Raw genomic sequence first — 25,411 nt, 5'->3', positions numbered from 1 at the left:
TCACCACCCGAGCTCGACGACGGGGACGGCGTTGACGGCCGGGCCGACGTCGGGCATCGACGCCGCGTCGGCTTCAGGCGTGCGCGAGGGCGCGTCGGCGAGCTCGAACGTCCACCCGAGGAGACCGAGGTCGTAGGTGCCGTCGATGTTCGGGCTGACGGTGTCGTGATCGGTCACCGCCCCGTTTTCGATGTGCTCCAGGTGGACGACGTCGTCGCTGTCAATCCAGCCGCGCAGCCACTGAGGGTCAAGTCGGCCAAGGAGGTCGTCGAGCGTGGCCTGGTTGACGACGGGTGCTGCCCACCCGTTCCACCCCTGGTGGTAGGCGACGGCCTCGAAGGTGGCGCCGTCGAACGCCGGATGCGTGAACCGGGGCACGACTGAGGTCGAGGCGCCGGAGAGCGAACTGTCCGCACGGCCCGCTTGCAGCGCTGCCGGCGCTACGGACGTGGGGGACAGGTCGCCGAGGATCCCGGAGGCGGGTCTCGGGTGGTCGGTGGTGATGCGGGCGATGACGGGCTCGATCGTCGCGGTGATGGCGTGGTCGACGACGTTGTCCAGGGCGTCGGTCAGCCGGATCCAGACCTGACGAGCCCACCCTTCGACCTGGCTGCGTTGCGGGTCGCTCAGAGGACTGTCGCGATGCCAGTCGACGTCGTCGGTGTACGCCTCGCCGGTCCAGACTCCGGCGACGGTGAGGAGCTCGACCCCGCGGGCGGCGACGGTGAGGCGGGTCTCGCCATCGGCAGCACGCTTCGCTGTCGCCTCCGGTTCGGCGAGGTCCGCGGGCCACCCGGGCAGTGCGGGGTGGTGTCGCGCGCCGGTGTCGATCAACGCCGCGGGGACGAGGACGCCGTCCGTCCCCAGCGCGCCGAGCTCCTCGGAAGGCGGGACAGGTTCCGGGAAGGCCGCCGTGATCGGGCCGGACAGGTCGAGGTCGGCCGCTGCGCGCAGGTCCAGGCGCTCGACGTGGTCTCGGCTCGTGCCGACGACCAGCCAGGGGTAGAGCGGGAGGAGGGAGCACGTCTCGTCGTCGTAGGTGAGGTCGGCGGGCAGATCGGTCAGCGGACCGTAGTGAGGCGCCACGACGGCCTCCCACCGTTCGGCGAGGTCCGTCGCGGTGCTGGGAGGATCGCCGGCGATCGGGGCGCCTGCGGTGTCGAGGATCGCCCCGGGCACGAAGTTCACGCCCTGCTGGTCGGAGGGCTCGAGTTCGAGGTAGGCCGCGGTCGGGAACTCGGCTCGGATCGCCAGCGCCGCCGCCTTGGCCGTGGCCTGGTGGTACAGGTCCTCACCGACTTTCGCGGTGTGCTGGAGGCGAAGCTGTGCGACGTCTCGCAACGTGCGCGTCTGATCCGCGATGATCCGTGCGGCGCGGGTGTCTGCCTCGTTCACGGCGTCCTCCAGGTGCCGGGGAGCCGCACGCCGTTGTGCCCGGCTCCGTTCGTTCAGTACTTCGCCGCACGAAGGGCAACGACGCTCTCGATATCGGTCGCTCACCTGCCTGCGGGCGGGAGATGTACCGGGCGAAGGGAGGCCCCGATGACCGACACCGAACGTGGCGCAGACGCTGTGCCCACAGCCGCGCCGAGCAAGGCGCCGCCGTTCGAAGGGCGACTCGCCGCCGCGCGCGAACGGAACGCTGCCGTCTACCCCCACGTCGAGCAGAGCCACCTTCGAGCACTGGCTGACGACTCGTCGGCCAGCGTGATCGTCGGCCGTGACTCCCTGGCAGGCACTGGCGCGGGCTACCGAGGAGCCACCAGGGAAGCGGACGAGGCCGGCGAGAAGTTGAGTCATGCGGCAGCACGCCTGGTCGGGGCTCTGGCGGCGACCGAAGGCACACTGCGCGAGCTGGCCGACGCCACGGGCGTGGACGTCGACGACATCGCTCGCGTGCTGGGGCGTGACAAGGTCACCGTGTTGTCCAAGCCCGGATGCGTCCAGTGCGACGCCACCGTGCGGGCTCTGACGAAGAAGGGCGTCGACTTCGTCCAAGTCGATCTCGCCGACGACGCGGAGGCGCTGGACCTTGCTCGCGGCCTCGGCTACATGTCCGCGCCGGTCGTCGTGACTCCCGGCGGTGAGCACTGGGCAGGGTTCCGGCCCGACCGGATCGCCGACCTCGACGCCAGTCCCGGCGGAGAACCGCCCGCCGCGCCCGCCGTCGTTGGGCCAGGACGGTGAGGCCCGTCCGCGGCGCCAGCACGCGCCAGGAGGCAAGGGGGGAGGCGTACCGGGCAGCACGCTCAAACCTCACCGCCCTGCAGGCCTCCCTGCCGGCCTTCTCGACGCTGTCGTACACCGAGGTACTCCTGACCCTCGAAGCGGCAACCGACCTCCCGATTCCGGCAGCAGAGCCTGTCGCGACCGGCGATCGCGACAGGCTGTATGTGCACGCCCGCTCCGCCGTCGAACGCCTTGCCGAGCACGGCGATCGTCTGGGGCTTGAGCTCGTGATCGCCGATCTCGACGCGGTCTGGTCCGACGACGTGCGCACCGGCGGGGCCGGGGACCTGCCGTGACCTACGGGCAGAGCGCCGCAGCATTGCGCGACGCACTGGGCAGGCTGCTCGCGACACAGCGGGTACGGGCAGCGCTCGACGGGCGCGATCCACGCCGCGAGCTGGCCGGCAGGTTGTTCACGGACGGCTACTCCTGGAACGAGATCCAGCAGGCCCTCGGGATCGGCCGCGAGCTGTTGCGCGAGTACCACGCGGCCTTCCGCGACGACGGACGGCTGGGAACAGGCCCTCGGCGTACGGCGTCCGACGCGCTCCTCGACGGCGGGTTCGACATTCGTCCCTTCGCCAGCCGCGAGCAGGAGAGGCAACGCACCATGCGCGGCGCCATCGCGCTCCTCCTGGAACGCGGCTACGACCACCAACAGATCGCATCCGCGGTCGCCACCACCGTCCACACGGTGCTTCGCTACCGCCGACTGCTGGAAGCCGACGGCTGGACACCGGCCGTCGTCACCGCGGCCAGCGCACTGGCGGAGGCAGAGCTCGAGGTGCCCGACCGGGCAACGACTCCCCGCGGGCCGGATCGATCAGCCGCGTACAGACGTCTGATCGGGTTCCTGAGGGGACGGGGCCACGAGCAGCAGGAGATCGCCGACACTCTCGGTCTGAACGTCGGCACGGTGCGGACCTATCAGCGACGGCTCGAGGCTTCCGGGTGGACGCCCGACCCGCGGCCCGACCCGGCCGCGGTGCTGGCTTCCCACGGTCTCGACGTCGACGCGACCGGTCTCGCGGACGAGACACGCGAGATGGTCACCTTTCTCACTGAGCGCGGCTACACCCAGGAGGAGATGGCCGCAGCGCTCGGGCTGGACCGCTCATCGGTTGCCTATCACCAGTCTGTGCTGAGTGACGGCCGGCATCTCTCGCCCCGCGACAGCGGACCCGATGTGCCGATCGAGCAAGCCATCGCCGACCTGGCCATCGAGATCCCTGACCGGGCGACTCCCGAGCAGCGCATCGCCACCGCCGAACTGGTCATGCGATACCGCACCGAGGTGATCGCCTACCTCGCCGACGTCGTCGAGCAGGCCGTGGAAGTCCGCTACGCGAGCGCCGCGATCGCGGCGGCCGATCCCACCTACCGGCTGCGAGTTGCACTCCTGGAGTTGCGCGACTCCGACGGCGCCCGCGCCACGGCCGCGGACCTCGGTACCCCGCAGCCGATCCGCGCCGTCGAACTGTGGCGGCAGGCAGCCACAGCCGCGATGGCGGGCAGCGAACGTGACCTGCCGACGCACCTGACCCGCGATCAGCGCGTCGCGGCACTGACGGACACCGTCGCGGCGCTGCGCGCCCTGGTCGCCCTCGACGAGAGGTACGCCGCTGCTCGCGGCTGGCACCGCCTCCCCACGGCCGTCGGCCCGAAGGGCGACAAGTGGGCACTTCACGCCGTGGTGCTCGACGCAACCACGTGGGCGAAGGGCAATCCTGCGGCGGATTTCTCCATCGATCGACTCGGGGGATCCCAGACGCCCGAGCTGCAGCCGGGTCCGCATCCGGCAACCCTGGGGGCCGTCGCAGGCGCGCTCAGCCAGGCCGCCGACCATCTCGCAGGCGAGCCCGAACCGGTCAAGGCCAGGGTGATGCGCTGGCTCGTCGACGCTCAACGTCGCATCGCCGGCTTCGCCCGCCACCACGCGCTCACTCTCGGTCTGAATGAGGTCGCCGAGATCCACGCCGAGCGATACCGACGCTACGTCGACATCGACGCCGCCCTGACCGAAGTCGCCGGCACTGCAGGGACCGAGTCCATCGCCGTCGTCGAGATCGCCGACGCCGTCCGCATCCTCAAGCACGCACGCCGCCCAACCGAACCCGACCTAAGTGATCTGACCCTCGCGAGCCAAGCCCTTGACGCCACGATCTCTCGCATGCTCCGAGCCGGGACGGCCGGCTACTACTTCCAGCGCGCCGAACACCTGTCCCTCGAACGCCCCGCCGGCTCGATGGTGCGGCGTGCCGTCACCGTCTACGAGCCCATTACCCCCGAGAACAACCCCCGGTACGGTCCCGCCTGGCTCGAGCTCGAACGGCTGACGGCTCCACGCGTGATCGCCAGCTCACCCGAGCGAGAGTCTTTCTCCACCCGCGTGCAGGCCCTTGCGACGGACTCCCTGGCCACCGCTCAAGCACGCAACCGCGTCCTCTATGCGGCTGACGACGGCCACCGCGCGCTCGCCGATCACGCCTCGGCCGAGATGATCGCGGGCATCGACACGCTCGACGCGGCCGGGACCGCGTTCAACGACGCCCGAGCACGCCTCACAGGAGTCCTCACCGCGACGAACGGCACCCTCGCCGAACTCGGCCACCGGTGCGGACTGGACCCCGCGGAGGTCGCCTGGCTCATCGAACCCGCCCGCGCGGTCTCGGCCGAAAAGCTCGCCGCTGCGACTCCCGAGCGCGATGACGGCGAACTCGCGTTCGACGGCAGCGTCGCTGGCGCGGAGCAAACTGGTGGTGACCGGGTCCGTGACCTTGAAGGAACGGCGATGGACCTTGAGTTCGACATCGGGACCGGATGGGACGACCAGCCAGGTGTGCCCGCCTCCGTGGGTGGCGGCCCTGCCAACACGGAAGGACCAGGACTATGAGCGAGAGACGACACTGGACCACAGCCGCCGACCTCGCGCTCGCGGCTTGCGGAGTGGCCTGGCTGCTCGGCATGGGTGCGGACGAGGCGTCAGGCGACATCGTGGCCGTCGGTGCTGCGTGGGTGTTCCTCGTCGTCGGGGCGCCCTGGGCCGTCGCGCGGGCCGTTCACCTGCACTGGCGGTGGCGCGACGACGGCCGACCTTTCGCGCAAGCACCACGCACTCTCGTGCTGGCCGCGGGCCTGGCTGGCGTGCTCCTCCTGGCTGGCATGACGATCGGCGGCTCCATCGGTGGCACGGTCGTCAACCTCGCGGGACTCGCGCTCCTGGCTCTTGGCGTCGGTGCGTTCCTGGCGGCGTTCACGCCGCTGGGTAGCGTGATGGCCGCTCGGGCGCGTCGCCGCGCAATAGAGCGATAGCCCGACGGAACAGGTTCTAACGACGCGAGACGGTGTGTTGGCGGGAGAGGTCGCGGGATAGCGTCCGCACATGGACCGATTACCAACATCGCCGAGCTTACTTGCGCGGCATCTCTCGGTGAGCGCTGCTGCGATCCGAGGATGGCTACGACGTTCGGGTCATCAGACGGAAGGTGGTCGATGGGTCATCGATCCTGACGTCGCGACCCAGATAGTGGAGTACTACACCCTGCGGCCTGCCGTGGATTGCAGGGCCCCAGGGTGCACCCGCTCCGGCGGCGGGAGCCATGGATATTGCCGGATGCACTTCAAGCGGCAGCAGCGGCACGGCAGCCTCGATGCTCGTGACGGAGCCGAGCACCAGCGCGCCAAGACACATTGCCCGCACGGGCACGAGTACACCGAGGCGAATACCTACATGTTCTCCGACGGGCGGCGCCGGTGTCGCACTTGCCGACTGGCGGCGGCACGCGTGGTCGCGGGTCCAGGAAAGGGTTGAGCGCGGGTCCAGCTATGCAGCGGGTGAAGCTCGGCTTCGGAACTCGGCTGGTCGCGCGCTACCCCGAACTCCCTCATAGCCTGGCGCGCAGCCTGATCATCTGCGTTAGGAGCCACGGTGCGATCACCTCGACCAACGGAGTCGCGAACTTCCATCTACCTGACTGTCGGATTGGCGCTGTGGCTCGTCGGCGGTATCTGCCTTGCAATCGGTCTAGCAGGTGGCAGTGGAGGCGGGGGCGCTGGTGTCGTCGGAATTCTGCTTCTTGTCGCCGGCGGTGTCTTCAACGTCCTCGCGGTGTTACGGATTGTCGACTTGTTCGAGCAGCACGTAGTCAACGGTCAGCGCACGGCGGAGGCCATGGAGCGAATCCTTAAGGAGGACTACCCGCCAGCCGGTTCCCTCTGATCATCGGACGAGCGGTCCGCGCATACGGCGGCTGCTCCGTGTCAGGATCGGGCCGTGAACACTTCACCCCGCTTCCTGGCCGTCAAGGCCGTCGCTGACGAACTCGCCGTGACGAGCGCTCAGGTGTACACCATCCTGCGGACTGGAGAGCTGCCCGGTATCCAGATCGGTCCGAAGAAGGTCTGGAGGATCGAGCGAAGCAAGTTGGAGGAGTACATCGAGCGTCAGTACGGGGCGACGCGCGCTGCCGTCGAGGCCGGCGATGTCGGCACTGAGGACCCTGAGGCCTGATGCCCTACCCTGGGCGCCCGGTACTTACAGTGCTGCCTCAGTTCCGTCACGACGAGAAGACGCGGTACGCGAGCGAAGAACTCCGGCGGCTGGACCAGTTCGTTGCAGCGCAGTACGAGCAAGGCCTGTCGTTGCGAGAGATCGGCGAACTGACGGGACGGACCCAGACTGCCGTCCGCAGGAGCCTCGATCGAACTGGAACACCTCGGCGAGGCCGAGGTGCGAGGCCTGCGGCCACGAGTACACGGTCGCGGTCGAGAAAGACGTAGAGCAGGTCTTGGTCGATGGCGGCAGCGAGGCTTCGCACTCTATGCAGGTCCGGGTGGGCCGCCAGCGCGGTTGAGCCATCACATAACCCGCCGGAAGGTCGATTCCTGCCTCTGCCAGACCGCCTACAAGACAAACCGCAGGTCAGCCCGTCGTCGTGCTCACCTCAGACGGCCGCCGCTCAGCCGTGACCTATGTCATCGTTGCCGTCTGGTCCGTGAGATCTTCGCCCGGATAAGGTTCGCCTCCGCCGAACTCCTCGGTATGGCCGACCTTCGGCCGCGCGTCAGCGAACTCCTCGGTGACTATCGTGTGGTCGATGGCACTGTCCGGGCCGAAGCTGTCGACGAGGGCGTTCGTTGCTGCCGTGATTGCCTCGGTGTTGCGCGTGGGGGCGACCTCGGCCGCGACGGCACGCAGCAGCAGCACTTGCCCCTCGATGGTCTCGGGGGCGATCGCCGTCGCCGCGAGGCGTTCCACCAGGGCAACGGCGAGGAGTCGTGGGTGGGCAAGACTTTGGTCAAGGCTCTTGGTCTTGCCCGATTGGATGAGTTCGCCGGGGTCCTTCGCTCCTGACCAGGTCGCTTGGCGTGTGGGGCCCGCATCGCCGGGGCCGAGCAGTGACCAGAGGCGAGCGGCTGCGGCTTGGCCGGCGGCGTCGGCGTCGAACGCGACAACCAGTCCATTGAGACTCCCCGCGTCGCGTGCGATCGCCGAGAGGTGTGTTGGGGTGACGGCTGTGCCGCAGACGGCGATCGGGACGAGGTCGTTGCGGGTGAGGGTGTCGATGGCCGCGGCGTCCATGGGGCCTTCGACGAGGACGGGGGCGGCTCCGCCGGCGAGGCGCTGCCGCGCTTCGGGGGTGAGCCCGTAGAGCAGGCGGCTCTTGTCGTAGGCCGCGGTGGTGGGGGTGTTGAGGTACTTCGGGGTGTCCGGGCGTGCGGTTGTCTCGGCGGGGTTGGCTCGGGCGGTGAATCCGGCGATGCTCCCGGTGTCGTCGTAGATGGGCAGGGGGAGGCGGTCGCGGAACCGGTCGATGAGGCGGCCGGTGCGTGTGCGGGTCGCGAGGCCGGCGTCGAGGAGCTCGTCGTCGGTGAAGCCACTGCGACGGAGGTGTTCGATCGTCGTGGTCCATCCTGCGGGGGCGTGTGCGTGGGGGACGACGTCGCGGAGGCCCCTGTCGGTGAGGTAGGCGCGAACCCAGGATGACGGAGCGGCTGCGCAGGACTGCCAGTAGTCCCAGGCGGCGGTGTTGACTGCGGCAATGCGGTCGAGCGTGCCAGGGTCCGGCGTGTAGGGCTCGGGGGTGTGATCGCACCATGACGATTCCGTCCGAGAGGTCGGCGAGGAGTCGTCGTGCGCGTAGGGCGCAGGGTCCGACAGAGGTTCACAGGCGTTGTCGATGAACTGCGCTCCTGGGGGAACGTCGAGGTCGTGGTCGCCGGGGTCGAGCGCTTCCCAGTCGATGTCAGCGTGTGGGTCGGTCGCGACGGGTCGGGACAGGTCCGGGCCCGGCTTCGGGTTGCCGTCGTGCCAGTGGGCGAGCAGGTCGTGGGTCTGCTCGAAGTGTCGGAGTCGGCGCCGGTCGCCCACGGGTACGGGGCCGAGCGGTGTGGGAGCGGTGACCTGCCAGGTGTCGCGGTAAATCGTGACGGCGAGGATCGCTTGGCGCCATTTGTCACGCAGTTCGGGTGCGGCGTCGGGGTCGGGCGCTGGCGGGGCGTCGGACAGCCAGGGCGGTGGGTCGTCGTCGAGTTGGCGGGCGAGGTCGGCGACCCGCGCTGTGATCAATGCTTCGCACTGGCGGGCGAGGTCCGCGAGCGGCGCGTCGTCGGTCTGGATTCTCACGACGAGCCCTGCGATGTAGGCGGGGTCGTCGGCGGCGACTGGTGCAGGGTCGACGAGGGCTCCGGCGAGGCGCCACTGCGTGATCGCCGTCGGGTCGACGCGGCCTGGTTCGCTGGCGGGGTCGCCGCCCGTCTGGACCGGGGTGTCCTCGCTGTCTGTGTCCCGCAGGTCAAGGACTCCCCGGGACGTCGTGCGTGCGCAGGGGCCGGGGGAGATGCGGAGCAGGCGCAGGGCGCGGTCGGGGTTGACGGCGTAGGCGTGCCGGAAGGTGGAGACGAGGGCGTCCCAAGCGGGGGAGGCGGTGAAGTCGATCTCGGGGTGGAGCCAGGCGAGGTGGGCGGCCAGGCGGGGTGCGACGGCGTGGGAGGCGAGGGTCTCGTGCTCGGCGACGAGCCGTCCCAGGTTGGTGTGCGCGGCGACGTCGGTGTCGCGTTGTTCGTGGGCGGTTTGCTCGGCGCCGACGGCGGCCAGTGCGCGGGCGAGGATCGACGCGCCGGTCGGCATCGCGAGATGGCGGGCGCCGTCGTCGTCGGTCTCGAAGGCCGAGCGGTTCTCGTGGGCGAGGTCGGCGGCGTCGGGCAGTCCGACCCACGCGGTGTTGTTGATCCGGCCGCGGGTCATGGCGACGTAGAGCAGCTCGCGGGTCATCCGTGCGCCATAGGGGACGAACAGGTGGGCTTCGTCGACGGTGATGCCCTGGGCGCGGTGTGCGGTGAGGGCGTACCCGAGGTCGCAATGCTGTGCGAGGTAGCCTCGCGGGAGCGTGATGTTCGCGCCGGTGTCGACGCGTCGGCAGGTCGCGGAGCCGTGGTCGTCGATGGCGGTGATGCGCAGCAGGTCACCGTTGTGGATGGCCACGCCTGAGTCGTCGCGCAGGTTGCGGTAGTCGTTGAGACGGGCGTAGAGCAGGTCGCCGACGCCTGCGTCCTGCCCGGCGCGGAGCGTGACGAGGCGGGTGGTGTCGACTTCCCCGGCCTCGCGACGGTCCAGGGTGGTGCGCAGGTTCAGGTCGGCGACGTGGTCGTTGGTGGCGGCGACCAGGACGGCGGTGCGACCAACACGCTGGGCGGTGCGGACGGCGTCGTAGGCGGCGTCGAGCATGGCGTCGCTGTCACCGTCGTGGATGCGGCCCGCGTCGGCGTAGGTGGGCGGACCGTCGTCGTCGGGGTAGAGGACGGTGGCGTCGCCGTCGCGCAGGCGCAGCGAGGCGGCGGCCTCCCAGGGGGCGTCGAACCGGAACAGGCGGGACAGGTGGGCGGTCTTGCCTTGGCGGTCGAGCCAGCCGAGGATCCCTCCGGCGTCGATGGCGTCGAGCTGGGCGGGGTCGCCGACCAAGGCGATCTTCGCTCCCGCCGCGACGGCCAGTCGGCCGAGGGCGGCGAGGTCGCGGGTCGAGCACATCGATGCTTCGTCGACGACGACGAGGGTGCCGTGCCGCAGCGTGTACGAGGCTTCCTCGGCGTCCAGGGCGGCAAGACCGCGAGCCGCCGCCGCACGACGGCGCGGGTGCGTCGAGTTGAGCGCGGCCGTGTAGTCGCGGCGGCGTGCTGCACGGCCCGCTCGCGCGTCGGGGGAGTGGCGGGCGAGCAACATGGCCAGGGTGTGGGCATCGATCCCGACCGACGCCGCGAGTTCGTTGGCGGCCCGCGCGGACGGGGCGACACCCAGCACGGTTCCGGGGCCGTGGGCGGTAGTCCAGACGTCGTGGAGTGCGCGCATCGTCGTGGTTTTGCCCGAACCTGCCGGGCCGACCAGCGCCGTCAGCGCGTGCGGACTACCTGCCAGGTGTCGGACGGCGTCGATCTGATCGACGGCCAAGGCTTGCCCCTGCCATGCGGCGAGCGCGGTCTCGACATCCTCGGGCGCCACACGGGCACCGTCGCGGTCGGTGAGGGAGTCCAAGAAGGCTTCGGCGTCGAGGACCTCCTGCGCGGTGAACAGCCGCAGGTTGGGGTTGTCGAACACCGCATGGCCGCCGTAGGCCAGACGCGGGTCGGCAGCTGCGCCCGCGGGAAGCTCGTAGCGGTGCGGCGTGATCGGGACGCACAGGGCGATCGCGGCGTCGGTGATCCGATCGATGACTCCCTGACGTTCGTAGGGGCGAAAGCGGACAAGACGGGTGAGGCGCTCGACCTCGGCGCGGGCGTTGAACCGCGACCACGTCGCCCGCCTGCGCGCGAGAGTGTCGTGGACGGAGCGGGCGAGCACATCTCGGGTCTTGCCGTCGTCGTGATGGTCGAGCCATGTCTCGACGTCGGCGTCGGTGATGCTGGCCAGGTGCTCGCGGTCGACCCCCGCACCGTCGGTGAGATGGTGCGCGATCGCCAGGCGGGCAAGCTGCGTGACGACGTCGCCGCGCATCTGCAGGGCGGCGGCCGGTGCCGGCTCGTGGTCGAGCACGCGGGCGATCAGGCCACGGGCGTCGTGGCCGAGGTGACGGAGCTGGTCGCGCCAGCGGCGAGTGAGCGCGGAGAGAGGCGCGGCGACGGCGTCCTTCGGCTTGCGGGTCTCGCGCCAGGCTTGCGCGTCGAGGGCTGCCTGCACGGTCGGTGGGAGGGCGTCGAGGTCGGTGTGATCGGACAGCCACTGGCGTTCGAGTGTCTCGCGGCGTTGCCGCAGGGCGAATCGGCGAGTGGAGAACCGTTCGACGAGGTCGGGCGGAAACCCGGCGACGTCGGCCACGACCGAGCGGGTTGAGCGCGCATCAGGCCTGGAACGCTCGACGAACACCATGCCCAAGCGCTCATGGAGCAGGTCGAGCAGCGCGTTCTGGTGGAGCTCGCTCATCGCGACCGCCGACCGGTACACGGTGCGCCCGTCAAGCGTGAGCCACTTGCCGTCGAACGTGCGGCGTACGCGGTTGGCGAGCGCGACGTGCGTGTGCAGGTGGGGGTCGCCGTCACGGGTCTCGAAGTGGTCGTAGGCGATCGCGATCACCCCGCGCATGCTCGCGGAGGCGACCCCTGCCCGGCCTTGCCGGGTCGACGCGACCTCGGTCTCGAACCAGTCGAGCGTCCGCGTGATCGCGTCACGGTGAGCGGTCATGATCGCTGCCTGTGTGTCGCGATCGGCGACGCCCCAGATGACGCTCACCGACTTGGGGATGCTGAACGTCAGGTCGAACCCCGATACCTGGTCGGGCGACTCCTGCGCGCGGGCGGTGTGGAGCTGACGGGGTGGGGCGCCCAGCGGTGTCCCGGCCACTGGATGGGCGAACCGGGAGAATTGTCGCTCGGCCTGTTCACGGGTCGCGCCGTCGCCGATAGCCAGCCCGAGATCTGGCACAGCCGAGCCAACCCAGACACCCGCGGGCGTGCCCGGATGCGTGTAATACCCGATGGCGCCGGAAGTAGCAGGTCCGGTGCCGTCGCCTTTGACGACGGACTTCAGCAGGTAGGCGACACCCGCGACGGTCGTGATCTTCGTCAGGTTCATCGTCACCGTCATCACCAGCCCTCGGTGCGCGGCTCCGCATCGGTGGATGTGTCCTCGGTGGGATGGTGGTCGCTGGTTGGGCCTGCGAGCTCGGGCAGGTAGTAGCGCAACAGGGTCTGGACGGACTCGTCGAAGACGAGGCGATCGCCATAGACGGCGGCCAGATGCCACAGCCAGCGGGACAGCTGCTGAGCGTTCTGCTCGTGCCCGACCGTGATCTCCTCCAGCTCGCCGAGCTGGCGAGCGATCGCGGCCTCGCCTGCCTCAAGCTCGCGGATGCGCATCGTCGCGTCCTGGCTGAGCATCTCCAGCGTGGCGGCGAGCGCGCGGTCACGGCGGGCGGCAGCACGCTGGCGAGTGAGCGCCCGCGACCGCTTGGTGTGCACGGCTGACCGTTCGCGGCGAGCAGCCCGCGCGCACTGATCGGAGCAGTACCGGCCCCCGTGACGGGCACGCTCAACACTCACCGTGTGACGGCAGTCGGGGCGCCTGCACATGTGCTCGGCCGGGACGGTCGGGGTCCACTCGGCCTGCCCGCGCCGTCGGGCCGCGTAGTTTCGTGTCGATACCAGGCTCGCGCAGGCCGACGAGCAGTACTTCGCATTCGGCCGGCGAGCGGTGGGGATCGGCGACCTGCAGGTCGGGTTGCCGCACAATCTGCCCAGGCTCGATGTCGTCTCCATGCCCAGCACATCGAGCCTGTCCGCCCAGCCGGACTGGCGATATCGGTCAGCGTGTCAGGCCGCCGATCTACACGGGTGCAAGAGGTGCGTCACGAATTTCGGTGTCGGCGGTCTTCGACGTCAGCATCGCCGTTGAAGAGGAGCTTGCGTGTCGTTCGAGCGGGAGGGTGGCCCGTCGATGTCGTGGTCACGGACTAGGTTTCCGCTCATGACCGACTTCGTCCGTCTCACCGGTAACGAGACCTTCACCGACATTGACGCGACCGTACGTGACTTTTGGGCCTACGCGCTGTCGAACCTGAAGGAGAACGCCGCCCGCGGCTACCTCGCCGAGTTCCTGGTCGCCAAGGCGGTCGGCGCCACGGGGCCGCGCATCGAATGGGACGCCTACGACGTGCTCGCCCCGGACGGCACCACGATCGAGGTCAAGACCAGCGGCCACGCCCAGACGTGGCAGCGAAGCGGGCCGGTCGTGCTGAAATTCGGCGGACTTCCCGGTAGCCGCGAAGGATCGAAGGTGAAGCGCTCCTGGAGCGCAGCCACCGGAGAAATGATCGACGCGTTTGTCGCCGACGTGTACGTCTTCTGCGTCCAGACGACGACCGCAGACCGGCCCTACGACGGTCTCGACATCGGCGCCTGGGACTTCTACGTCCTCTCGGGTGGGGTGGTGGCTGGAACGGGGCAGAAGTCAATGGTGCTCTCGAGAGTGATCCGTCTCGGTGGGGAACCCATCGCCTGGCACGACCTCGCCGAGGCGATCCAAGCCGTCGCCAACGTGAACCGGAAGGACTTGAACGACTTCCCTGTGGCGCCGGTCGAGACAAGGGACGAGATGACCGAAGACCTGTGCATCCACGAGATGGCGCCGGGGACCTGTGCTCTGTGCTCGCCGAGGGCCGGCAACGCGAGCGCGACGACGCTGGCCGACACCGCGGTCGTCTACGTCTCGCCTTCACATGTCGGCCACCTGGCGGGGTGCTTCCACAAGGGTGACGACGAGGACTTCTGCAGGTGGGGCGAGGTCACCCGTCCTGGGGCCTGGCAGGACCTGCGCAACGGACGGACGGTCGCGGCGGACTCTGGTGCGCGAGTCGGGCTCGTCGCGAATGAGGCCTGCAAGTCCTGCGTCGCGCGCTCCTGACTCCCGCGCACTCTCGGCACGCGTCGACATCGGCTTGTCCGTGGAACAGCTGAAGTGTCGCGGGCCAGGGCCTGATCGTGGCAGTCCGAGCGTGAGGCGACGGCTGCCTGTTACTCCCCGTCGACCTACTGAGCATTCCCCTGGTGTACGCAATCACCGACGCCAGGGAGACCTCGATGGACTCGACCGAACTGCGCGAGCAGGTCTGCACGATGCTCGCCGCCGGGCTCAAGCAGCGGCAGATTGCCCTGCACCTCGGGATCGGTCAGGCGACCGTCTCGGATCACAAGCGCGCATTGGTCGCGGCCGGGCGGCTGCCGGTTGGCCGGTCCTCGACGGCGCCGGTGCCACCCGACTGCCGCGGTGTCGATCCGGCATCGGGACCCCCGCAGCATGTGCGGACTCGAGCCGAGATCCTCGTCGAGCACGCCGAGCTCAAGGCCTCGACTCTGAGCATGGCCGCGCGAACCTTCGTCGAGCACATCGTCGGCGCGGACGAGTGGGTCACCGATCTCTGCTTTCGCGAGCAGGTGCGCTCCGTCGCCGGCGAAGCTGTCGGGCAGGCGCTCGACGACCTAAAGCGGATCGCCGTCGACGTCGGAGTGCCCGAGCCTGAGGTGCTGTCGGTCAGCGCTGTGGCGAGGGGAATGCGGTGAGCCGCGGCCGCCCCCTGGCAGGGGCGTTGTGGCCAGGGGTGCTGTTGTGCATGATCGCGGCGGTGATGGCGTTCACGCTGTCGTTCAATGCGCTGCGGGCCGTCGGCATCGCCTCGGGGATCACACCGCGGCTGGCGTGGATGTTCCCGCTGACGATCGACACGGTCATCCTGTTCGGCACGTGGGCGGCGTTCCGGTTCCGGGCACGTGGGGCTGTCGGCACTTGGTACGCCTGGGTGCTGCTCGTCGTGTTCGCTGCTGCCTCGTGGTCGGGCAACTTCCTGCACGCCGAACCCGTCCCCGTCGGACAGATGGTGTTGTCGCGGCCGATCGCCTCACTGTTCAGTTCGGTCCCGTCGTTGTCGCTGCTGCTGACCACCCACATGCTCGTCCTCATCGCGGTACGCCGCGGCGAGGAACGTGAACGGGCGAGTGCAGCTGAACGGGTATCTCTCGCCGCGGTCACGCTCAACGACGCGCCAAGCCCGAGGGCTCAGATCACCACGACAGACTCCGGCGCCTCGACGGACGACTACGCGGCCATCGAAGCTCTAACCGAGGGCGAGGCGAACGCAGACCCGAAGGCGTCCGACGGCTTCGACGCTTGGGTGGAGGCCCAGCAGCGGGCCGGGGTGCGCCCGACGGGGCGGATGGTCGTCGAGGCAGGCTTCGCCGGCTCAGAGGCCACGGGCCGCCGCTGGCTACGCGACCTGCGCGCGCGGACCACCAAGTCCGAGGAGGTCCGACCGTGACTGCCGTTGCCGAAGTCCAAGCGTCCCTCACCGTCACCGCGATCCGTGAGGACGACGTCGGCACCCGCATCCTCGAACTCTGCGCGCACGTCGAGGGATACGCGCGACGCCGTCTGAGCACCGCGGGGACGTCGACGGTCCTGCGTGACGAGCTCGGAGACCTCGCCAGCGCGGCCGGAGAGATTGCGGGCGACGTCGTCGAGATCCTGTGGACCCAACGCGACCGCTGGACGGGCCAGTGCGCCGAGGACCAGCGGCGCTGGACATTCGGTATCGCCCGCAATCTCGTCGCCCGCCGAGTCAAGACAGCCCGCGCCACCTACATCCACCGCAGCGAAACCCTCCCGCTGCTCGACGAACCGGCCGTCCCGAACGCTGCAGACCCACGGCTCACCGCACTGGCTGCGCTTCGCCTGCTGGTGGAGTCCCGGCTCGGGGATGCAGCATGGGCCACGATCGCAGAGGCCATCCGGCGCAATCACTCGCCCGGTCTACGGGCCGACGTCGCTGCCGCGCTCGACGCAATCGCTTCAGGGCGAACGCCGTCGACGCGAGCGATCGTGCGCCGCTGTCACATCGACTGGCGGCCTTGGGCGCTCGCACGCCTCGACGCAGGCCAGCAGCTGCAGCCGACGACGGCGGCCGAGCTCGGCCTGTTCACCACCCTGGTTGAGGCGACGTCGACCCTCGCAGTTTGGTGGGTCGAGCAGCGCAGTGCTTTCGGTCAGCAGTTCGGCCCCGGTGCCCTGGCGACGTCGGGTCTCGTGGACCACCTCGGTCGGACCTCGGCGGCACGCGCGGAGGCAGCGACGGGCCTGCTTGCGTGGATCACGCGGAATCATTGCGGGGTTCGCCAGGCAGTTGACTCCGCCCACGGTGCGACCGCACGCACTGGGTGCCCGGCACCTAAGGTCAGTGGCGCAGTCCCCAGCTTTCGGTGAGCTGGCTGTTTGTGGGATGACTCTGGTCGGCACAGGCAGAGGTGTCACTTGACGCCCGATGCCGCCGACAGCCTCCCCACGGGCTCGGAGATGGATCAGTGTGGCCTCTGCTTGACCTTCTTCGTGATGGCCGTGTCCAGCCGCAGTTTGTCTGGAGTGCCGGAGAATGCGCGGATGGCGTCGAGGAGCGCCCTATCAGTCTGGGACGTGAGCTTGGGTTCGACGATTTCGAGAAGTTCGCGCCATTGGCCCTGACCGATCCGCGAACTTAGTCGGTACGAGACATCGGGGTCCATGAAGCTGCGGAGCATGCGCCCCGCGGCGCCACCGTCGAGTTGCTGCAGTAGTGCCTTGTAGATCTCAGCAGCCGCCCAGGAGACGCCGGAGTTATTCCCCAAGAATGTCTTTACCAAGGTCGATACGTACTGGGCCTTGACAGGCTCGGGGATGTTGCCCTGGTCGCCCGCGAGATTAGCGACGCGGCGCGCCGCCGGGAGTTCGTTGGCGAAGTTGTTCCAGCCCTGATGAGCACTCATGAGTGCGTCGAGCGCCTCGGATATCTCGGCGGCCCTCACATCGGCGTTGAGGTAGGCAGCCCCATCGACGAGGTCGAGAAGCTCACGAGCGGCGGTCGCAACGCCGGTGTCGGCGGAAGCTCGGGCTCGAGCATGGCGCACACCATAGCTCTGGCGGGTGTCCTCGTCAATGAACGGCCACAACTTAGGCCACAGGGTCCTGACATTGTCGGCAACGACAGGTGTGCGGTTCTGGGCGGTATATAGACCGAAGAATCCGTTGCCGAGTGTGGCCGCGCGGTCGGGTGGCAACTGGTCGAAGAACACCGCTGCGTCCCGGATCGCGTCGGCGTCGAGGCGATCCTTCTTGATGTTCGCCAGTAGCTTGCCGGTGTGCGCAGTCACGGTGTCAGGCGGGGTCGTGATGACCTCGCGGATGCACACTTGCAGCCACTGGGCCAGATCGAGTCCCGTGAGTGTGACTTGATTGGGGTGGGCGGCGCTAGCGTGGTTGCGCATGTACCGCACGTGGTCCAGCCTCTGGAAGCCGACGTCGGTGAGAAGGCCGATCTCGCGGGAAGCCTCGAGGAGATTCTGGTCGCTGATCTTCTTGAGGTCATCCTCGGTCTTCAGAGACTTGCGCAACTCGCTGGCTCCGACCGCGATGTCGAAAAAATAGCTGAGGTCGAAGCCCGCGACCCGTTGGCGAAGCTCGTTGACGAGTTCGTCCCAGAGGTAGTTCAACGCTGCATCGAACAGGCCAACGGTCGCGGCTGCGATCATCTTGCTGATGTAGTGTGAGCGGTCGCGGATCGCGGGCGCGAGTGGCGCGAGAACGCCTGATACGTTCGAGACCATCATGGCGCGCTCGTGTACGTCGACGAAGACGTCCTGGGATGGCAGCCCGACGCGTTCGAGCTCGGCCCGGACGGTGGCCTCGAAGCGGGCCAGGTCTCCAAGGACCCCGGACTCATCCGGCGTAATAGCCCCTCCTGTCGGGGCAATCATCTCGCTCATGGCCCACACAATAGGGCCCTGCGCAACCCTCCCCGGGTGTTAGGCATTGTCTGCCGCGTGATCGTCGGGCTTTCGTTGAGGTGGCGCAGGGCGAGGGCGGCGGCGATCTCGGTGAGGCGCGGGGGGCCAAGGGGCCATCGGCAGGGCCGACCAGGTCCTCTTGAGCGCGTTTGGCGACGGACCGCAGCCCGGTCAGGAGCTTGCTGCTGTGCCGTCGTCGGGGTGCGGGCTCCCCCGAAGGCGCAGCGAGTGCCTGACCCTGGCTCCAGCGCCTTGGTGGCCGACGTCAGTGAGCGTCGGCAGGCCCGACGTCCTTGAGCCAGCAGGACCAGCGTGCGGGCGCTCACGGCCCGCTGCTAGGGGCGAATGTCGGCGGCGCGGCGGCGTGCCGAGATCCCGCAGGTCGCCACGCGCGCCGAGGGTCAAGTGTTAGGTGATCAGCCGAACTCGTGCGGACTCGGGGGTGAAAGTTGCATCTCGGAAGCGAGAACGAGGTGCGGCAGTGGTGTACTTACGGTGGATACTCAGGTGGCGATCCAGCAGGGAGGCTTGGGGAATGTCAGACGGGGTCGACGATTCCAAGAGAGGCATAGCGTGGACCGCGATCTTGAGTGCTGTGATCGGCGGATTGATTGGCGGCGGATCTGCAATCGTCGTTTCCGAAAGGACTTCACGGGCCGAGGAGTCCAACGCGACAACTGAGTTGAGGCGTGAGGTGCTGGATGCATATGCAATGGCATACTCGGATGCAGTAAGCAAGGCTGGCGGGGTCAATCGTGAGGCTCGTGCCATAGCTGATGGCCACACAGAGTGGGACGCTTCAATTTTGTCTACCGAGGGTTTTTGGAACCCGAGCGGACTGCGACTCGCCGCCGGATCCTTCAAGGAGATGCGCGCCTTAGACGCGGCGAGCAATCGGATGAGGGTTATCTTCTCCGAGGAGGTCGTCGAGTGCGTCAATAAAATAGACACGTCTTTCACGGTCGCGTTCTGGGAGTTCTCGAACTTGGCCGAGCATGGAACGTATGAGTGGTTCGATAACAATGATGTGGAGCCGGTTGGTCAAGACCTAAATCTGTTCGCTGGGGTTCTAGGCGTCGTTCGCGGAAACCTGTACGACAGGCTTATCGCCCTGGCGCGTGTGGAGGCTGATCTGGATAGCGGCCAGAATGGGATTGGAGATTGTGAGCAGCTCCCTACTCATATTTCCAATAGTTCGACTCTTTGCGCAGGATCGACAGATTGCTTCGATTTCACGATGGAGAACCTCGAGGCCGCGAGGTCGGGGAATTGGGAGTTTGTTTCCGGCTTCGCTGACTGATCGGTGCACTCGCCGACTGGAGTCTTTACTCGGGTAGGTGGATGCGATGGTTCCGGGCCTACCACGGGAGAGGTGAACGCTTCTTGGTTATGGTCGGGAGACGTTCTCGACGGGGTTCCTTCTTGATGCCGGTGGGAGTCGTGTGGCTTGAGGCAGACTGCCGCACGGTCGCGTGGACCGACGCGGACCGGGAGATGGTGGATGCGGCGTTGTCGAACTGGATCACAAGGTAGGCGGGGTGCCGATCCGTGGCCAGCGGCCGCACGCTGGCGGTCAGCGAGCCGGAAGGTGAGGCGCCCACCGCCTGGGTGTCGAGCCCGCACCTCATCGATGCGCATTCGCCTGGTGGGCGCTCAGACGTCTGAACTCGACTCGCAGCGCGATCGCCTCGCTGTCTGTACGAGTCGATCCAACCGCGGCTGTCGATGGGCAGGGCACAGACAACTTGGGCTGACCATAGGGGCACGCAGGGGGCACGGCTCGCAGCAAAGACTTCTGGAACCGCGGAATCTCAACGATTCTGGGTCATCAACTCTAGACGATCAACTTCTGACCGACACGGCGTCGGTCAGGAACGATCGCTCGACCAGCGGCTCGGAGTTGCGCGCAGGTGCAGCTCCGAGCCTCTGTTCTGCCTCGGCGGACGCCGTAGGCTCCGAGTCATGCCGACCGTCCTGCTCGTCCGCCATGGCCGTACGACCGCCAACGCCAAGGGCATCCTCGCGGGCCGCACGGCAGGGGTCAGACTGGACGCCACCGGCCGGGAGCAGGCGGTCCGCACCGCCACCCGTCTGGCAGTGGTGCCGCTGGCTGCGGTGGTGACGAGCCCGCTGGAGAGGTGCCGGCAGACAGCGCGTGCGATCGTCGAGCACCAGCAGGGCGCGGACAACCCGGCGCCGCCTACCGTCGTCGAGCGCGGCATCACCGAGTGCGACTACGGGCGGTGGCAGGGCCGGGCGTTGCGGGACCTGGCGCGGGAGCCGTTGTGGTCGCAGGTGCAGGGCCAGCCGTCGGCGGTGACGTTCCCGGGCGGTGAGTCGCTCGCGGCGATGCAGGCGCGGTCGGTGGCGGCGATCCGCCGCCACGACGCGGCCATCAGTGACCAGCACGGCGCGGGCGCGGTCTGGGCGGCGGTGGCGCACGGCGACATCATCAAGGCGGTGCTGGCGGACGCGCTGGGGATGCATCTGGACCTCTTCCAGCGGATCGCGGTGGGTCCGGCGTCGGTGTCGATCGTGCGGTACGGGCCGCACCGGCCGGAGGTCGTGGCGACGAACACCGACGCCGGCGACCTGTCCTGGCTGCGCGGTGCCGCCCCGGCGGGTGACGCGCCGGTCGGCGGGGGTGCCGGCGCGGGCGCCTCCTAGAGTGGGGTCATGACGACTCTGGTGCACTCGTTCGACTGGCCCGACCGGGTCGTGATCGGGACGGTCGGCCGTCCCGGGTCGCGCACGTTCTACCTGCAGGCCCGTGCGGGCGACCGGACGACGAGCGTCGCGATGGAGAAGCAGCAGTCCGCGGTGCTCGCGGGGATGATCGACCGGCTGCTCGACGGGCTGGCGGAGGCGGACGGCCAGCTGTCCATCCCGGCCGAGGCGCCTGTCGAGCTGGTCGACGACGGTCCGCTGGACCAGCCGGTCGAGGAGGACTTCCGGGCGGGGTCGATGCGGCTGGGCTGGGACCCGCGGACCGCGCAGCTGGTCATCGAGGCGTTCCCGGTCGGTGAGGAGCCGATCGACGCCGACGACGCCGACGGCGTGGGGGTCGACGCCGAGGACGCGGCGCCCAGCGAGATGCTGCTCCTGCGCATCCCGGTGGGCACGGCCCGCGCCTTCGCGGAGCGCGCCCGGCGGGTGGTCGCGGCGGGTCGCCCCGCCTGCCCGCTGTGCGGCATGCCGGTGGACTCCGACGGGCACGAGTGCGCCCCGGGCTCGGGTGACTGAGGACGCGGTGAGCGACCCGGCGAGCGACGTGACCGACCTCGACGCCGACATCCTCCACGCCGGCACCCTCGACGTGGTCGGCCGCATCCAGGTGGCGTCCAATGCGACGTTCGTCGGCCGGATCGGCGCGACCACCGTCGTCTACAAGCCCGTGGCCGGGGAGAAGCCGCTGTGGGACTTCCCCGACGGGACGCTCGCCCGGCGGGAGGTCGCCGCGTTCTGGGTCTCCGAGTCGCTCGGCGGGGGCGTGGTGCCGCGCACGTGGCTGCGCGACGGTCCGCTCGGCCCGGGCATGGTCCAGCTCTGGCAGGAGCGGGACCCCGGCCAGGACCCCGTCGACGTCGTCCCCGCGCAGCGCGCCCCGCGGGACGGCTGGCGCACGGTGCTGGAGGGCAGCGGCGCCGACGACGAGCCGGTCTGCCTCGTCCATGAGGACTCGGTGGCGCTGCGCCGCATGGCGGTCTTCGACGTCATCGTCAACAACGCCGACCGCAAGGGCGGTCACGTGCTGCCGCTGCCCGACGGGCGCCGCCTCGGGGTGGACCACGGCGTCACGTTCCACACCGAGCCGCGGCTGCGCACGGTGCTGTGGGGCTGGATCGGGGAGGCGCTGCGGGCGGACGAGCTCGACGCCGTCCGGCGGGTCCGCGCCGACCTGGCGGGGCACGGGGACGACGGGCTCGGCGGCCGGCTCGCCCGGCTCCTCGACGACGACGAGATCGCCGCGCTGGCGGAGCGCTGCGACCGGCTGCTCCGGACGGCCCGGTTCCCGTCGCCCGAGGGCGAGATGCCGGCGGTGCCCTGGCCGCTGTTCTGAGTCGTCGACGGCGGCCGCCGGGCCCGTCGCCGGTCGCTGCCCAGGTGGGGCGCGTATCCTCGGTCGTCCTCGCTGACCCTTCCTGGAGGACGCCGTGACCCCTGTCGACATCGTGCTGGTCGTGATCCTCCTCGCCGCGCTGGCGTCGGGCCTGTCCCGCGGCCTGCTGGCGACGGTGGGCGGCCTGGTCGGTCTGGTGGTGGGCGGCGTGGTGGTCTACCTGGGGCTGCCCCTGCTGTTCGACGTCCTGCCGACGACGCCGTGGCGGGGCCCGTTGACGGTGGTGCTGGCGGTGCTGGTGCCGCTGGTCGGGGCGTCGGTCGGCACGAGCGTGGGGCACTCGCTGCGGGGTCCGGTGGACCGGACGGCGTTGCGGCCGCTGGAGCGGCTGCTGGGCGGGGTGGCGAGCCTGCTGGTGGCGGTGGTCGCGGTGTCGTTCGTCGGTTCGACGCTGGAGGCGACGGGTATGCCGGGGGTGGCGCGGGCGATGTCGTCGTCGGTGGTGCTGCGGGCGATCGAGGAGCGGACGCCGGACCCGGTGCAGCGCACGTTGGCGCAGGCGCGCGCGGCGGTGCTGGACGACGGCCTGCCGCAGCTCGACGGGCTGCTGGACCCGCGGCGCACGACGACCGCGCCGGACGTGGACCTGGCGGACCCGGCGCTGACGCGCGCCGCGCAGTCCGTGGCGAAGGTGTGGGGGAGCGCGGACGCCTGCGGGACGGGCGTGACCGGGTCGGGCTTCGTGGCGGCCGACGACCGGGTGGTGACGAACGCGCACGTCGTGGCGGGCGTGGACCGGCCGCTGGTCGAGCTGCCGGGCCGCACGGCCCTGGAGGGTCGCGTCGTCTACGTGGACCCGGCCGCCGACCTCGCCGTGGTGGCGGTCGACGGGCTGGACGCCGACCCGCTGCCGGTCGCGCCGACGCTGGACGTCGGCGACCCGGCCGTGGTGCAGGGCTACCCGTTCGGCGGCCCGTTCACGTCGGTGGCCGCGCAGGTGCTGGACGCCGGGCCGGTGCAGATCGCGGCGTCGGACGGCAGCGGCACCGTGGAGCGCGACGTGTACGCGCTGGCCACGCAGGTGCGCGGCGGCAACTCGGGCGGGCCGGTGCTGTCCACGGACGGCGAGGTCGTCGGGGTGGTGTTCGGGCGCTCGCAGTCCGACGACGACCTCGGCTACGGCGTGACGACGAACGAGCTCATGCCGGTGGTCGCGCAGGCCCCCGACCTGGACGCCGCCGTCGACTCCGGCCGCTGCGACGCCTGACCCCCTGCGGGTCGCCCGCCCGCGCGGCACGCTGGGAGCCGGAGGTGGCGTGATGCGCGCATGGCAGGTGACGGCGCCCGGCGTCCTGGCCAGGGTGGACGTCCCGGTCCCGGTCCCGGCGCCGGACGAGCTGCTGCTGCGGGTGGAGGTGTGCGGCGTGTGCCGCACGGACCTGCACGTCCTGGACGGCGACCTGCCACCGCACCGGACCCCGGTGGTGCCGGGCCACGAGGCGGTGGGCCGGGTGGTGGGCCTCGGCGACGAGGCAGAGGGCTGGGCGCTCGGCGACCGGGCGGGGGTCGCGTGGCTGCGCCGCACCTGCGGGACGTGCGCGGACTGCCGCGCCGGCCGGGAGAACCTGTGCCGCTCCTCGCGGTACACGGGCTGGGACGACGACGGCGGGTACGCCGAGCACGTGACGGTCCCCGCGGCGTACGCCTACCGTTGGCCGGACGCCCTGGACCCGTCCACCCACGCGCCGCTGTTGTGCGCGGGCATCATCGGCTACCGCGCCCTGCGCCGGGCGGAGCTGCCGCCCGGGGGAGTGCTGGGCCTGTACGGGTTCGGCGGGTCCGCGCACCTGACGGCGCAGGTGGCGCTCGCGGCGGGCGCCCGCGTGCACGTCCTCACCCGTGGCGCTGACGCGCGACGTCTCGCCCTCGACCTCGGCTGTGCGTCGGCGTCCGACGCGTACGCCGCGCCGCCCGAGCCGCTCGACGCCGCGATCCTCTTCGCCCCCGTGGGGGACCTCGTCCCCGTCGCGCTGGAGGCCCTGCGCCCCGGTGGCACGCTCGCCGTCGCCGGTATCCACCTGTCCGACGTCCCGCCGCTGGACTACCAGCGGCACCTGTTCCACGAGCGCACCCTGCGCTCGGTCGAGGCGAACACGCGCGCCGACGGCCGCGAGCTCCTCGCGCTCGCCGCGCGCATCGGCCTCCGGGTGCACGCCGTGCCCTACCCGCTCGACGCGGCCGACCGGGCGCTCGCGGACCTGCGCGCGGGACGGTTCCCCGGGGCGGCGGTGCTCGTCGCCCCGGGGTGAGCCGCGGGGTGACGCGTCAGGCGGTCAGGTGCACCGGGTGGTGCTCGAACGCCGCGATGTCGTCCGACGTCGCCGCGAGGAGCCGGTCGGCGAGGTCGCGCAGCGCGCGGGCGGTGGCGAGCTCCTCGCCGATCTCGGGGACGGACGGGTCGTCGGGGTTGCGGCGGGCCTCGCCGTGCCCCTCCAGCGTGGTGCCGGCCGACGTCGTCAGGACGGCGTGGGCGGTGGTGAGCCGGCCGTCGCGCACGAGGTCGTCGGTGTCGAAGAGCTGGACGGTGATCTTCCAGGTGTGGGTCATGGCGTGCCTCCGGGCGGTGAGGTGGCTGGGCGGGCGGGGTCCCGGGCGCCCAGGTCGAGCCGGAACGGCGGGTAGACGTCCGTCATCAGCCCGGCGTACACGGTGACGCGCCACACCCAGCGCTGCATGCCCATCACGAGGTCGAACATGCCGCGCGGGTAGCGGGCGCGGAACAGCAGGACGACGGCCGCGAAGAGCACGAGCAGGCCCACGAGGCCGGGGTAGGGCGGGACGTCCACGACGACGGTCTCCCCGGACGCCGTCTCGAGGGTCCGGCTGCCGCTCGCCCCGAGGAACAGGGTGACGACGGCGTAGTGGGGTAGGGCGAGCAGCCACCACTTGACGAGCACGAGCCCGCGGGACAGGCGTCCGGGCGGGGTGATCTCGAGGCGGGCCGGGTAGTCGGGCACGTCGGCGAGCGTGAACGGCGGGTAGCGGTCGGTGCCGAGCGCCCCGTAGCCGTAGTAGGACACCCGCCAGCTCCAGCGCAGCACGCCCGCGGTGAACCGGAAGATCCACGCGGGGTAGCGGGCGGTGAACAGGATCGCGACGAACGCGACGACCGTGAGCACGACGAACGCGAGCCACAGGAACACGAGGACGACCACGTGCGGGAACAGCAGGAGCCACTTGACCAGCCACAGCCCGCGGGACAGGTCGGTGGGCGGGTCGGCGTCCACGAGGACGGGAGGTCCGGGGGCGACGGGGACGTCCGAGGTCATCGGG

23 protein-coding genes are annotated in these 25,411 nt (G+C 70.0%); 17 read left to right on the top strand and 6 right to left on the bottom strand.

The annotated features are described in order from the left end of the window. Positions 1-1,674: a hypothetical protein gene (locus ATJ88_RS12295; protein ID WP_245852397.1), complete on the bottom strand. Its 1,674-nt coding sequence runs from the start codon at positions 1,672-1,674 to the stop codon at positions 1-3. 33 nt (positions 1,675-1,707) lie between these two features. On the opposite strand from ATJ88_RS12295, the gene ATJ88_RS19125 reads away from it, so the two are divergent. The 7 genes from ATJ88_RS19125 to ATJ88_RS19135 all read left to right on the top strand — a co-directional run bounded on the left by ATJ88_RS19125 (position 1,708) and on the right by ATJ88_RS19135 (position 7,008). Further along, entirely contained in the window at positions 1,708-2,187 is a 480-nt protein-coding gene (locus tag ATJ88_RS19125; protein ID WP_342744851.1) for a glutaredoxin domain-containing protein, read from the top strand. Then, positions 2,184-2,525, top strand: a complete 342-nt coding sequence (locus ATJ88_RS12285) for a hypothetical protein (protein WP_098464071.1) — start codon at positions 2,184-2,186, stop codon at positions 2,523-2,525. Before ATJ88_RS19125 ends, ATJ88_RS12285 begins: the two co-directional genes overlap by 4 nt. Next, positions 2,522-5,122 (top strand): helix-turn-helix domain-containing protein, encoded by a 2,601-nt coding sequence (locus tag ATJ88_RS12280; protein ID WP_098464070.1) that lies wholly within the window; start codon positions 2,522-2,524, stop codon positions 5,120-5,122. The genes ATJ88_RS12285 and ATJ88_RS12280 overlap by 4 nt, the downstream gene beginning before the upstream one ends. After that, on the top strand, positions 5,119-5,541 hold the full coding sequence (locus tag ATJ88_RS12275; protein ID WP_098464069.1) for a hypothetical protein: 423 nt from the start codon (positions 5,119-5,121) through the stop codon (positions 5,539-5,541). Before ATJ88_RS12280 ends, ATJ88_RS12275 begins: the two co-directional genes overlap by 4 nt. A 670-nt stretch (positions 5,542-6,211) precedes the next feature. Continuing rightward, positions 6,212-6,448, top strand: coding sequence for a hypothetical protein (locus ATJ88_RS18110; RefSeq protein WP_141538671.1), 237 nt, complete (start codon positions 6,212-6,214; stop codon positions 6,446-6,448). A gap of 54 nt (positions 6,449-6,502) precedes the next feature. Next, positions 6,503-6,739, top strand: a complete 237-nt coding sequence (locus tag ATJ88_RS12270; protein WP_098464068.1) for a helix-turn-helix domain-containing protein — start codon at positions 6,503-6,505, stop codon at positions 6,737-6,739. After that, positions 6,739-7,008: a helix-turn-helix domain-containing protein gene (locus tag ATJ88_RS19135; protein ID WP_098464067.1), complete on the top strand. Its 270-nt coding sequence runs from the start codon at positions 6,739-6,741 to the stop codon at positions 7,006-7,008. Before ATJ88_RS12270 ends, ATJ88_RS19135 begins: the two co-directional genes overlap by 1 nt. Before the next feature lie 190 nt (positions 7,009-7,198). Here ATJ88_RS19135 and mobF read toward each other — a convergent pair whose 3' ends face one another. Beyond that, positions 7,199-12,301 carry a MobF family relaxase gene (gene mobF / locus ATJ88_RS12260; protein WP_245852654.1) on the bottom strand — a complete coding sequence of 1,701 codons (5,103 nt, stop codon included), beginning with the start codon at positions 12,299-12,301 and terminating at the stop codon, positions 7,199-7,201. Then, positions 12,301-12,675 carry a hypothetical protein gene (locus ATJ88_RS12255; RefSeq protein WP_098464065.1) on the bottom strand — a complete coding sequence of 125 codons (375 nt, stop codon included), beginning with the start codon at positions 12,673-12,675 and terminating at the stop codon, positions 12,301-12,303. The genes mobF and ATJ88_RS12255 overlap by 1 nt, the downstream gene beginning before the upstream one ends. Before the next feature lie 505 nt (positions 12,676-13,180). Here ATJ88_RS12255 and ATJ88_RS12250 point away from each other — a divergent pair. The 4 genes from ATJ88_RS12250 to ATJ88_RS12235 all read left to right on the top strand — a co-directional run bounded on the left by ATJ88_RS12250 (position 13,181) and on the right by ATJ88_RS12235 (position 16,465). Next, positions 13,181-14,116 (top strand): hypothetical protein, encoded by a 936-nt coding sequence (locus tag ATJ88_RS12250; protein ID WP_141538670.1) that lies wholly within the window; start codon positions 13,181-13,183, stop codon positions 14,114-14,116. 143 nt (positions 14,117-14,259) lie between these two features. Beyond that, complete coding sequence (locus ATJ88_RS12245) at positions 14,260-14,772, top strand: helix-turn-helix domain-containing protein (protein ID WP_098464063.1); 513 nt, start codon at positions 14,260-14,262, stop codon at positions 14,770-14,772. Further along, on the top strand, positions 14,769-15,524 hold the full coding sequence (locus ATJ88_RS12240; protein ID WP_342744850.1) for a DUF2637 domain-containing protein: 756 nt from the start codon (positions 14,769-14,771) through the stop codon (positions 15,522-15,524). The genes ATJ88_RS12245 and ATJ88_RS12240 overlap by 4 nt, the downstream gene beginning before the upstream one ends. Then, a complete protein-coding gene (locus tag ATJ88_RS12235; RefSeq protein WP_098464061.1) occupies positions 15,521-16,465 on the top strand; it encodes a hypothetical protein in 945 nt (314 codons plus the stop codon). The genes ATJ88_RS12240 and ATJ88_RS12235 overlap by 4 nt, the downstream gene beginning before the upstream one ends. 95 nt (positions 16,466-16,560) lie before the next feature. On the opposite strand, the gene ATJ88_RS12230 is transcribed toward ATJ88_RS12235, so the two are convergent. Beyond that, a complete protein-coding gene (locus ATJ88_RS12230) occupies positions 16,561-17,997 on the bottom strand; it encodes a hypothetical protein (protein WP_098464060.1) in 1,437 nt (478 codons plus the stop codon). Between the two features lie 556 nt (positions 17,998-18,553). Between ATJ88_RS12230 and ATJ88_RS18105 the strand changes: the two genes are divergently transcribed. The 6 genes from ATJ88_RS18105 to ATJ88_RS12200 all read left to right on the top strand — a co-directional run bounded on the left by ATJ88_RS18105 (position 18,554) and on the right by ATJ88_RS12200 (position 24,387). Continuing rightward, entirely contained in the window at positions 18,554-19,318 is a 765-nt protein-coding gene (locus tag ATJ88_RS18105; RefSeq protein ID WP_141538668.1) for a hypothetical protein, read from the top strand. 662 nt (positions 19,319-19,980) lie between these two features. Next, positions 19,981-20,685 carry an MSMEG_4193 family putative phosphomutase gene (locus tag ATJ88_RS12220; protein WP_098464058.1) on the top strand — a complete coding sequence of 235 codons (705 nt, stop codon included), beginning with the start codon at positions 19,981-19,983 and terminating at the stop codon, positions 20,683-20,685. A gap of 9 nt (positions 20,686-20,694) precedes the next feature. Continuing rightward, positions 20,695-21,261, top strand: a complete 567-nt coding sequence (locus tag ATJ88_RS12215; RefSeq protein ID WP_098464057.1) for a DUF3090 domain-containing protein — start codon at positions 20,695-20,697, stop codon at positions 21,259-21,261. 7 nt (positions 21,262-21,268) lie between these two features. Further along, positions 21,269-22,078: an SCO1664 family protein gene (locus ATJ88_RS12210; protein ID WP_245852395.1), complete on the top strand. Its 810-nt coding sequence runs from the start codon at positions 21,269-21,271 to the stop codon at positions 22,076-22,078. 94 nt (positions 22,079-22,172) lie between these two features. Then, positions 22,173-23,345: a MarP family serine protease gene (locus ATJ88_RS12205; RefSeq protein ID WP_098464056.1), complete on the top strand. Its 1,173-nt coding sequence runs from the start codon at positions 22,173-22,175 to the stop codon at positions 23,343-23,345. A 52-nt stretch (positions 23,346-23,397) separates the two neighbouring features. Continuing rightward, positions 23,398-24,387, top strand: coding sequence for a zinc-binding alcohol dehydrogenase family protein (locus ATJ88_RS12200; RefSeq protein WP_098464055.1), 990 nt, complete (start codon positions 23,398-23,400; stop codon positions 24,385-24,387). A 16-nt stretch (positions 24,388-24,403) separates the two neighbouring features. Here the strand turns inward: ATJ88_RS12200 and ATJ88_RS12195 are convergent, their stop codons facing one another. Beyond that, positions 24,404-24,685, bottom strand: coding sequence for a DUF1876 domain-containing protein (locus ATJ88_RS12195; RefSeq protein WP_098464054.1), 282 nt, complete (start codon positions 24,683-24,685; stop codon positions 24,404-24,406). Next, entirely contained in the window at positions 24,682-25,407 is a 726-nt protein-coding gene (locus ATJ88_RS12190; RefSeq protein WP_098464053.1) for a DUF4389 domain-containing protein, read from the bottom strand. The genes ATJ88_RS12195 and ATJ88_RS12190 overlap by 4 nt, the downstream gene beginning before the upstream one ends. Positions 25,408-25,411: the final 4 nt, after the last annotated feature.

It is taken from the genome of Isoptericola jiangsuensis (genome assembly GCF_002563715.1).
GTDB lineage: Bacteria > Actinomycetota > Actinomycetes > Actinomycetales > Cellulomonadaceae > Isoptericola > Isoptericola jiangsuensis.
The sequence above is the reverse complement of the archived record's forward strand: the minus strand, read 5'-3'. Positions and strand labels throughout refer to the sequence as shown.

Coding starts and splice junctions, on each gene's coding strand:
- ATJ88_RS12275 (WP_098464069.1), top strand. CDS start 5,119: ATGAGCGAGAGACGACACTGGACCACAGCCGCCGACCTCGCGCTCGCG.
- ATJ88_RS19135 (WP_098464067.1), top strand. CDS start 6,739: ATGCCCTACCCTGGGCGCCCGGTACTTACAGTGCTGCCTCAGTTCCGT.
- mobF (WP_245852654.1), bottom strand. CDS start 12,301: ATGACGGTGACGATGAACCTGACGAAGATCACGACCGTCGCGGGTGTC.
- ATJ88_RS12250 (WP_141538670.1), top strand. CDS start 13,181: ATGACCGACTTCGTCCGTCTCACCGGTAACGAGACCTTCACCGACATT.
- ATJ88_RS12230 (WP_098464060.1), bottom strand. CDS start 17,997: ATGAGCGAGATGATTGCCCCGACAGGAGGGGCTATTACGCCGGATGAG.
- ATJ88_RS18105 (WP_141538668.1), top strand. CDS start 18,554: ATGTCAGACGGGGTCGACGATTCCAAGAGAGGCATAGCGTGGACCGCG.
- ATJ88_RS12220 (WP_098464058.1), top strand. CDS start 19,981: ATGCCGACCGTCCTGCTCGTCCGCCATGGCCGTACGACCGCCAACGCC.
- ATJ88_RS12215 (WP_098464057.1), top strand. CDS start 20,695: ATGACGACTCTGGTGCACTCGTTCGACTGGCCCGACCGGGTCGTGATC.
- ATJ88_RS12200 (WP_098464055.1), top strand. CDS start 23,398: ATGCGCGCATGGCAGGTGACGGCGCCCGGCGTCCTGGCCAGGGTGGAC.
- ATJ88_RS12195 (WP_098464054.1), bottom strand. CDS start 24,685: ATGACCCACACCTGGAAGATCACCGTCCAGCTCTTCGACACCGACGAC.
- ATJ88_RS12190 (WP_098464053.1), bottom strand. CDS start 25,407: ATGACCTCGGACGTCCCCGTCGCCCCCGGACCTCCCGTCCTCGTGGAC.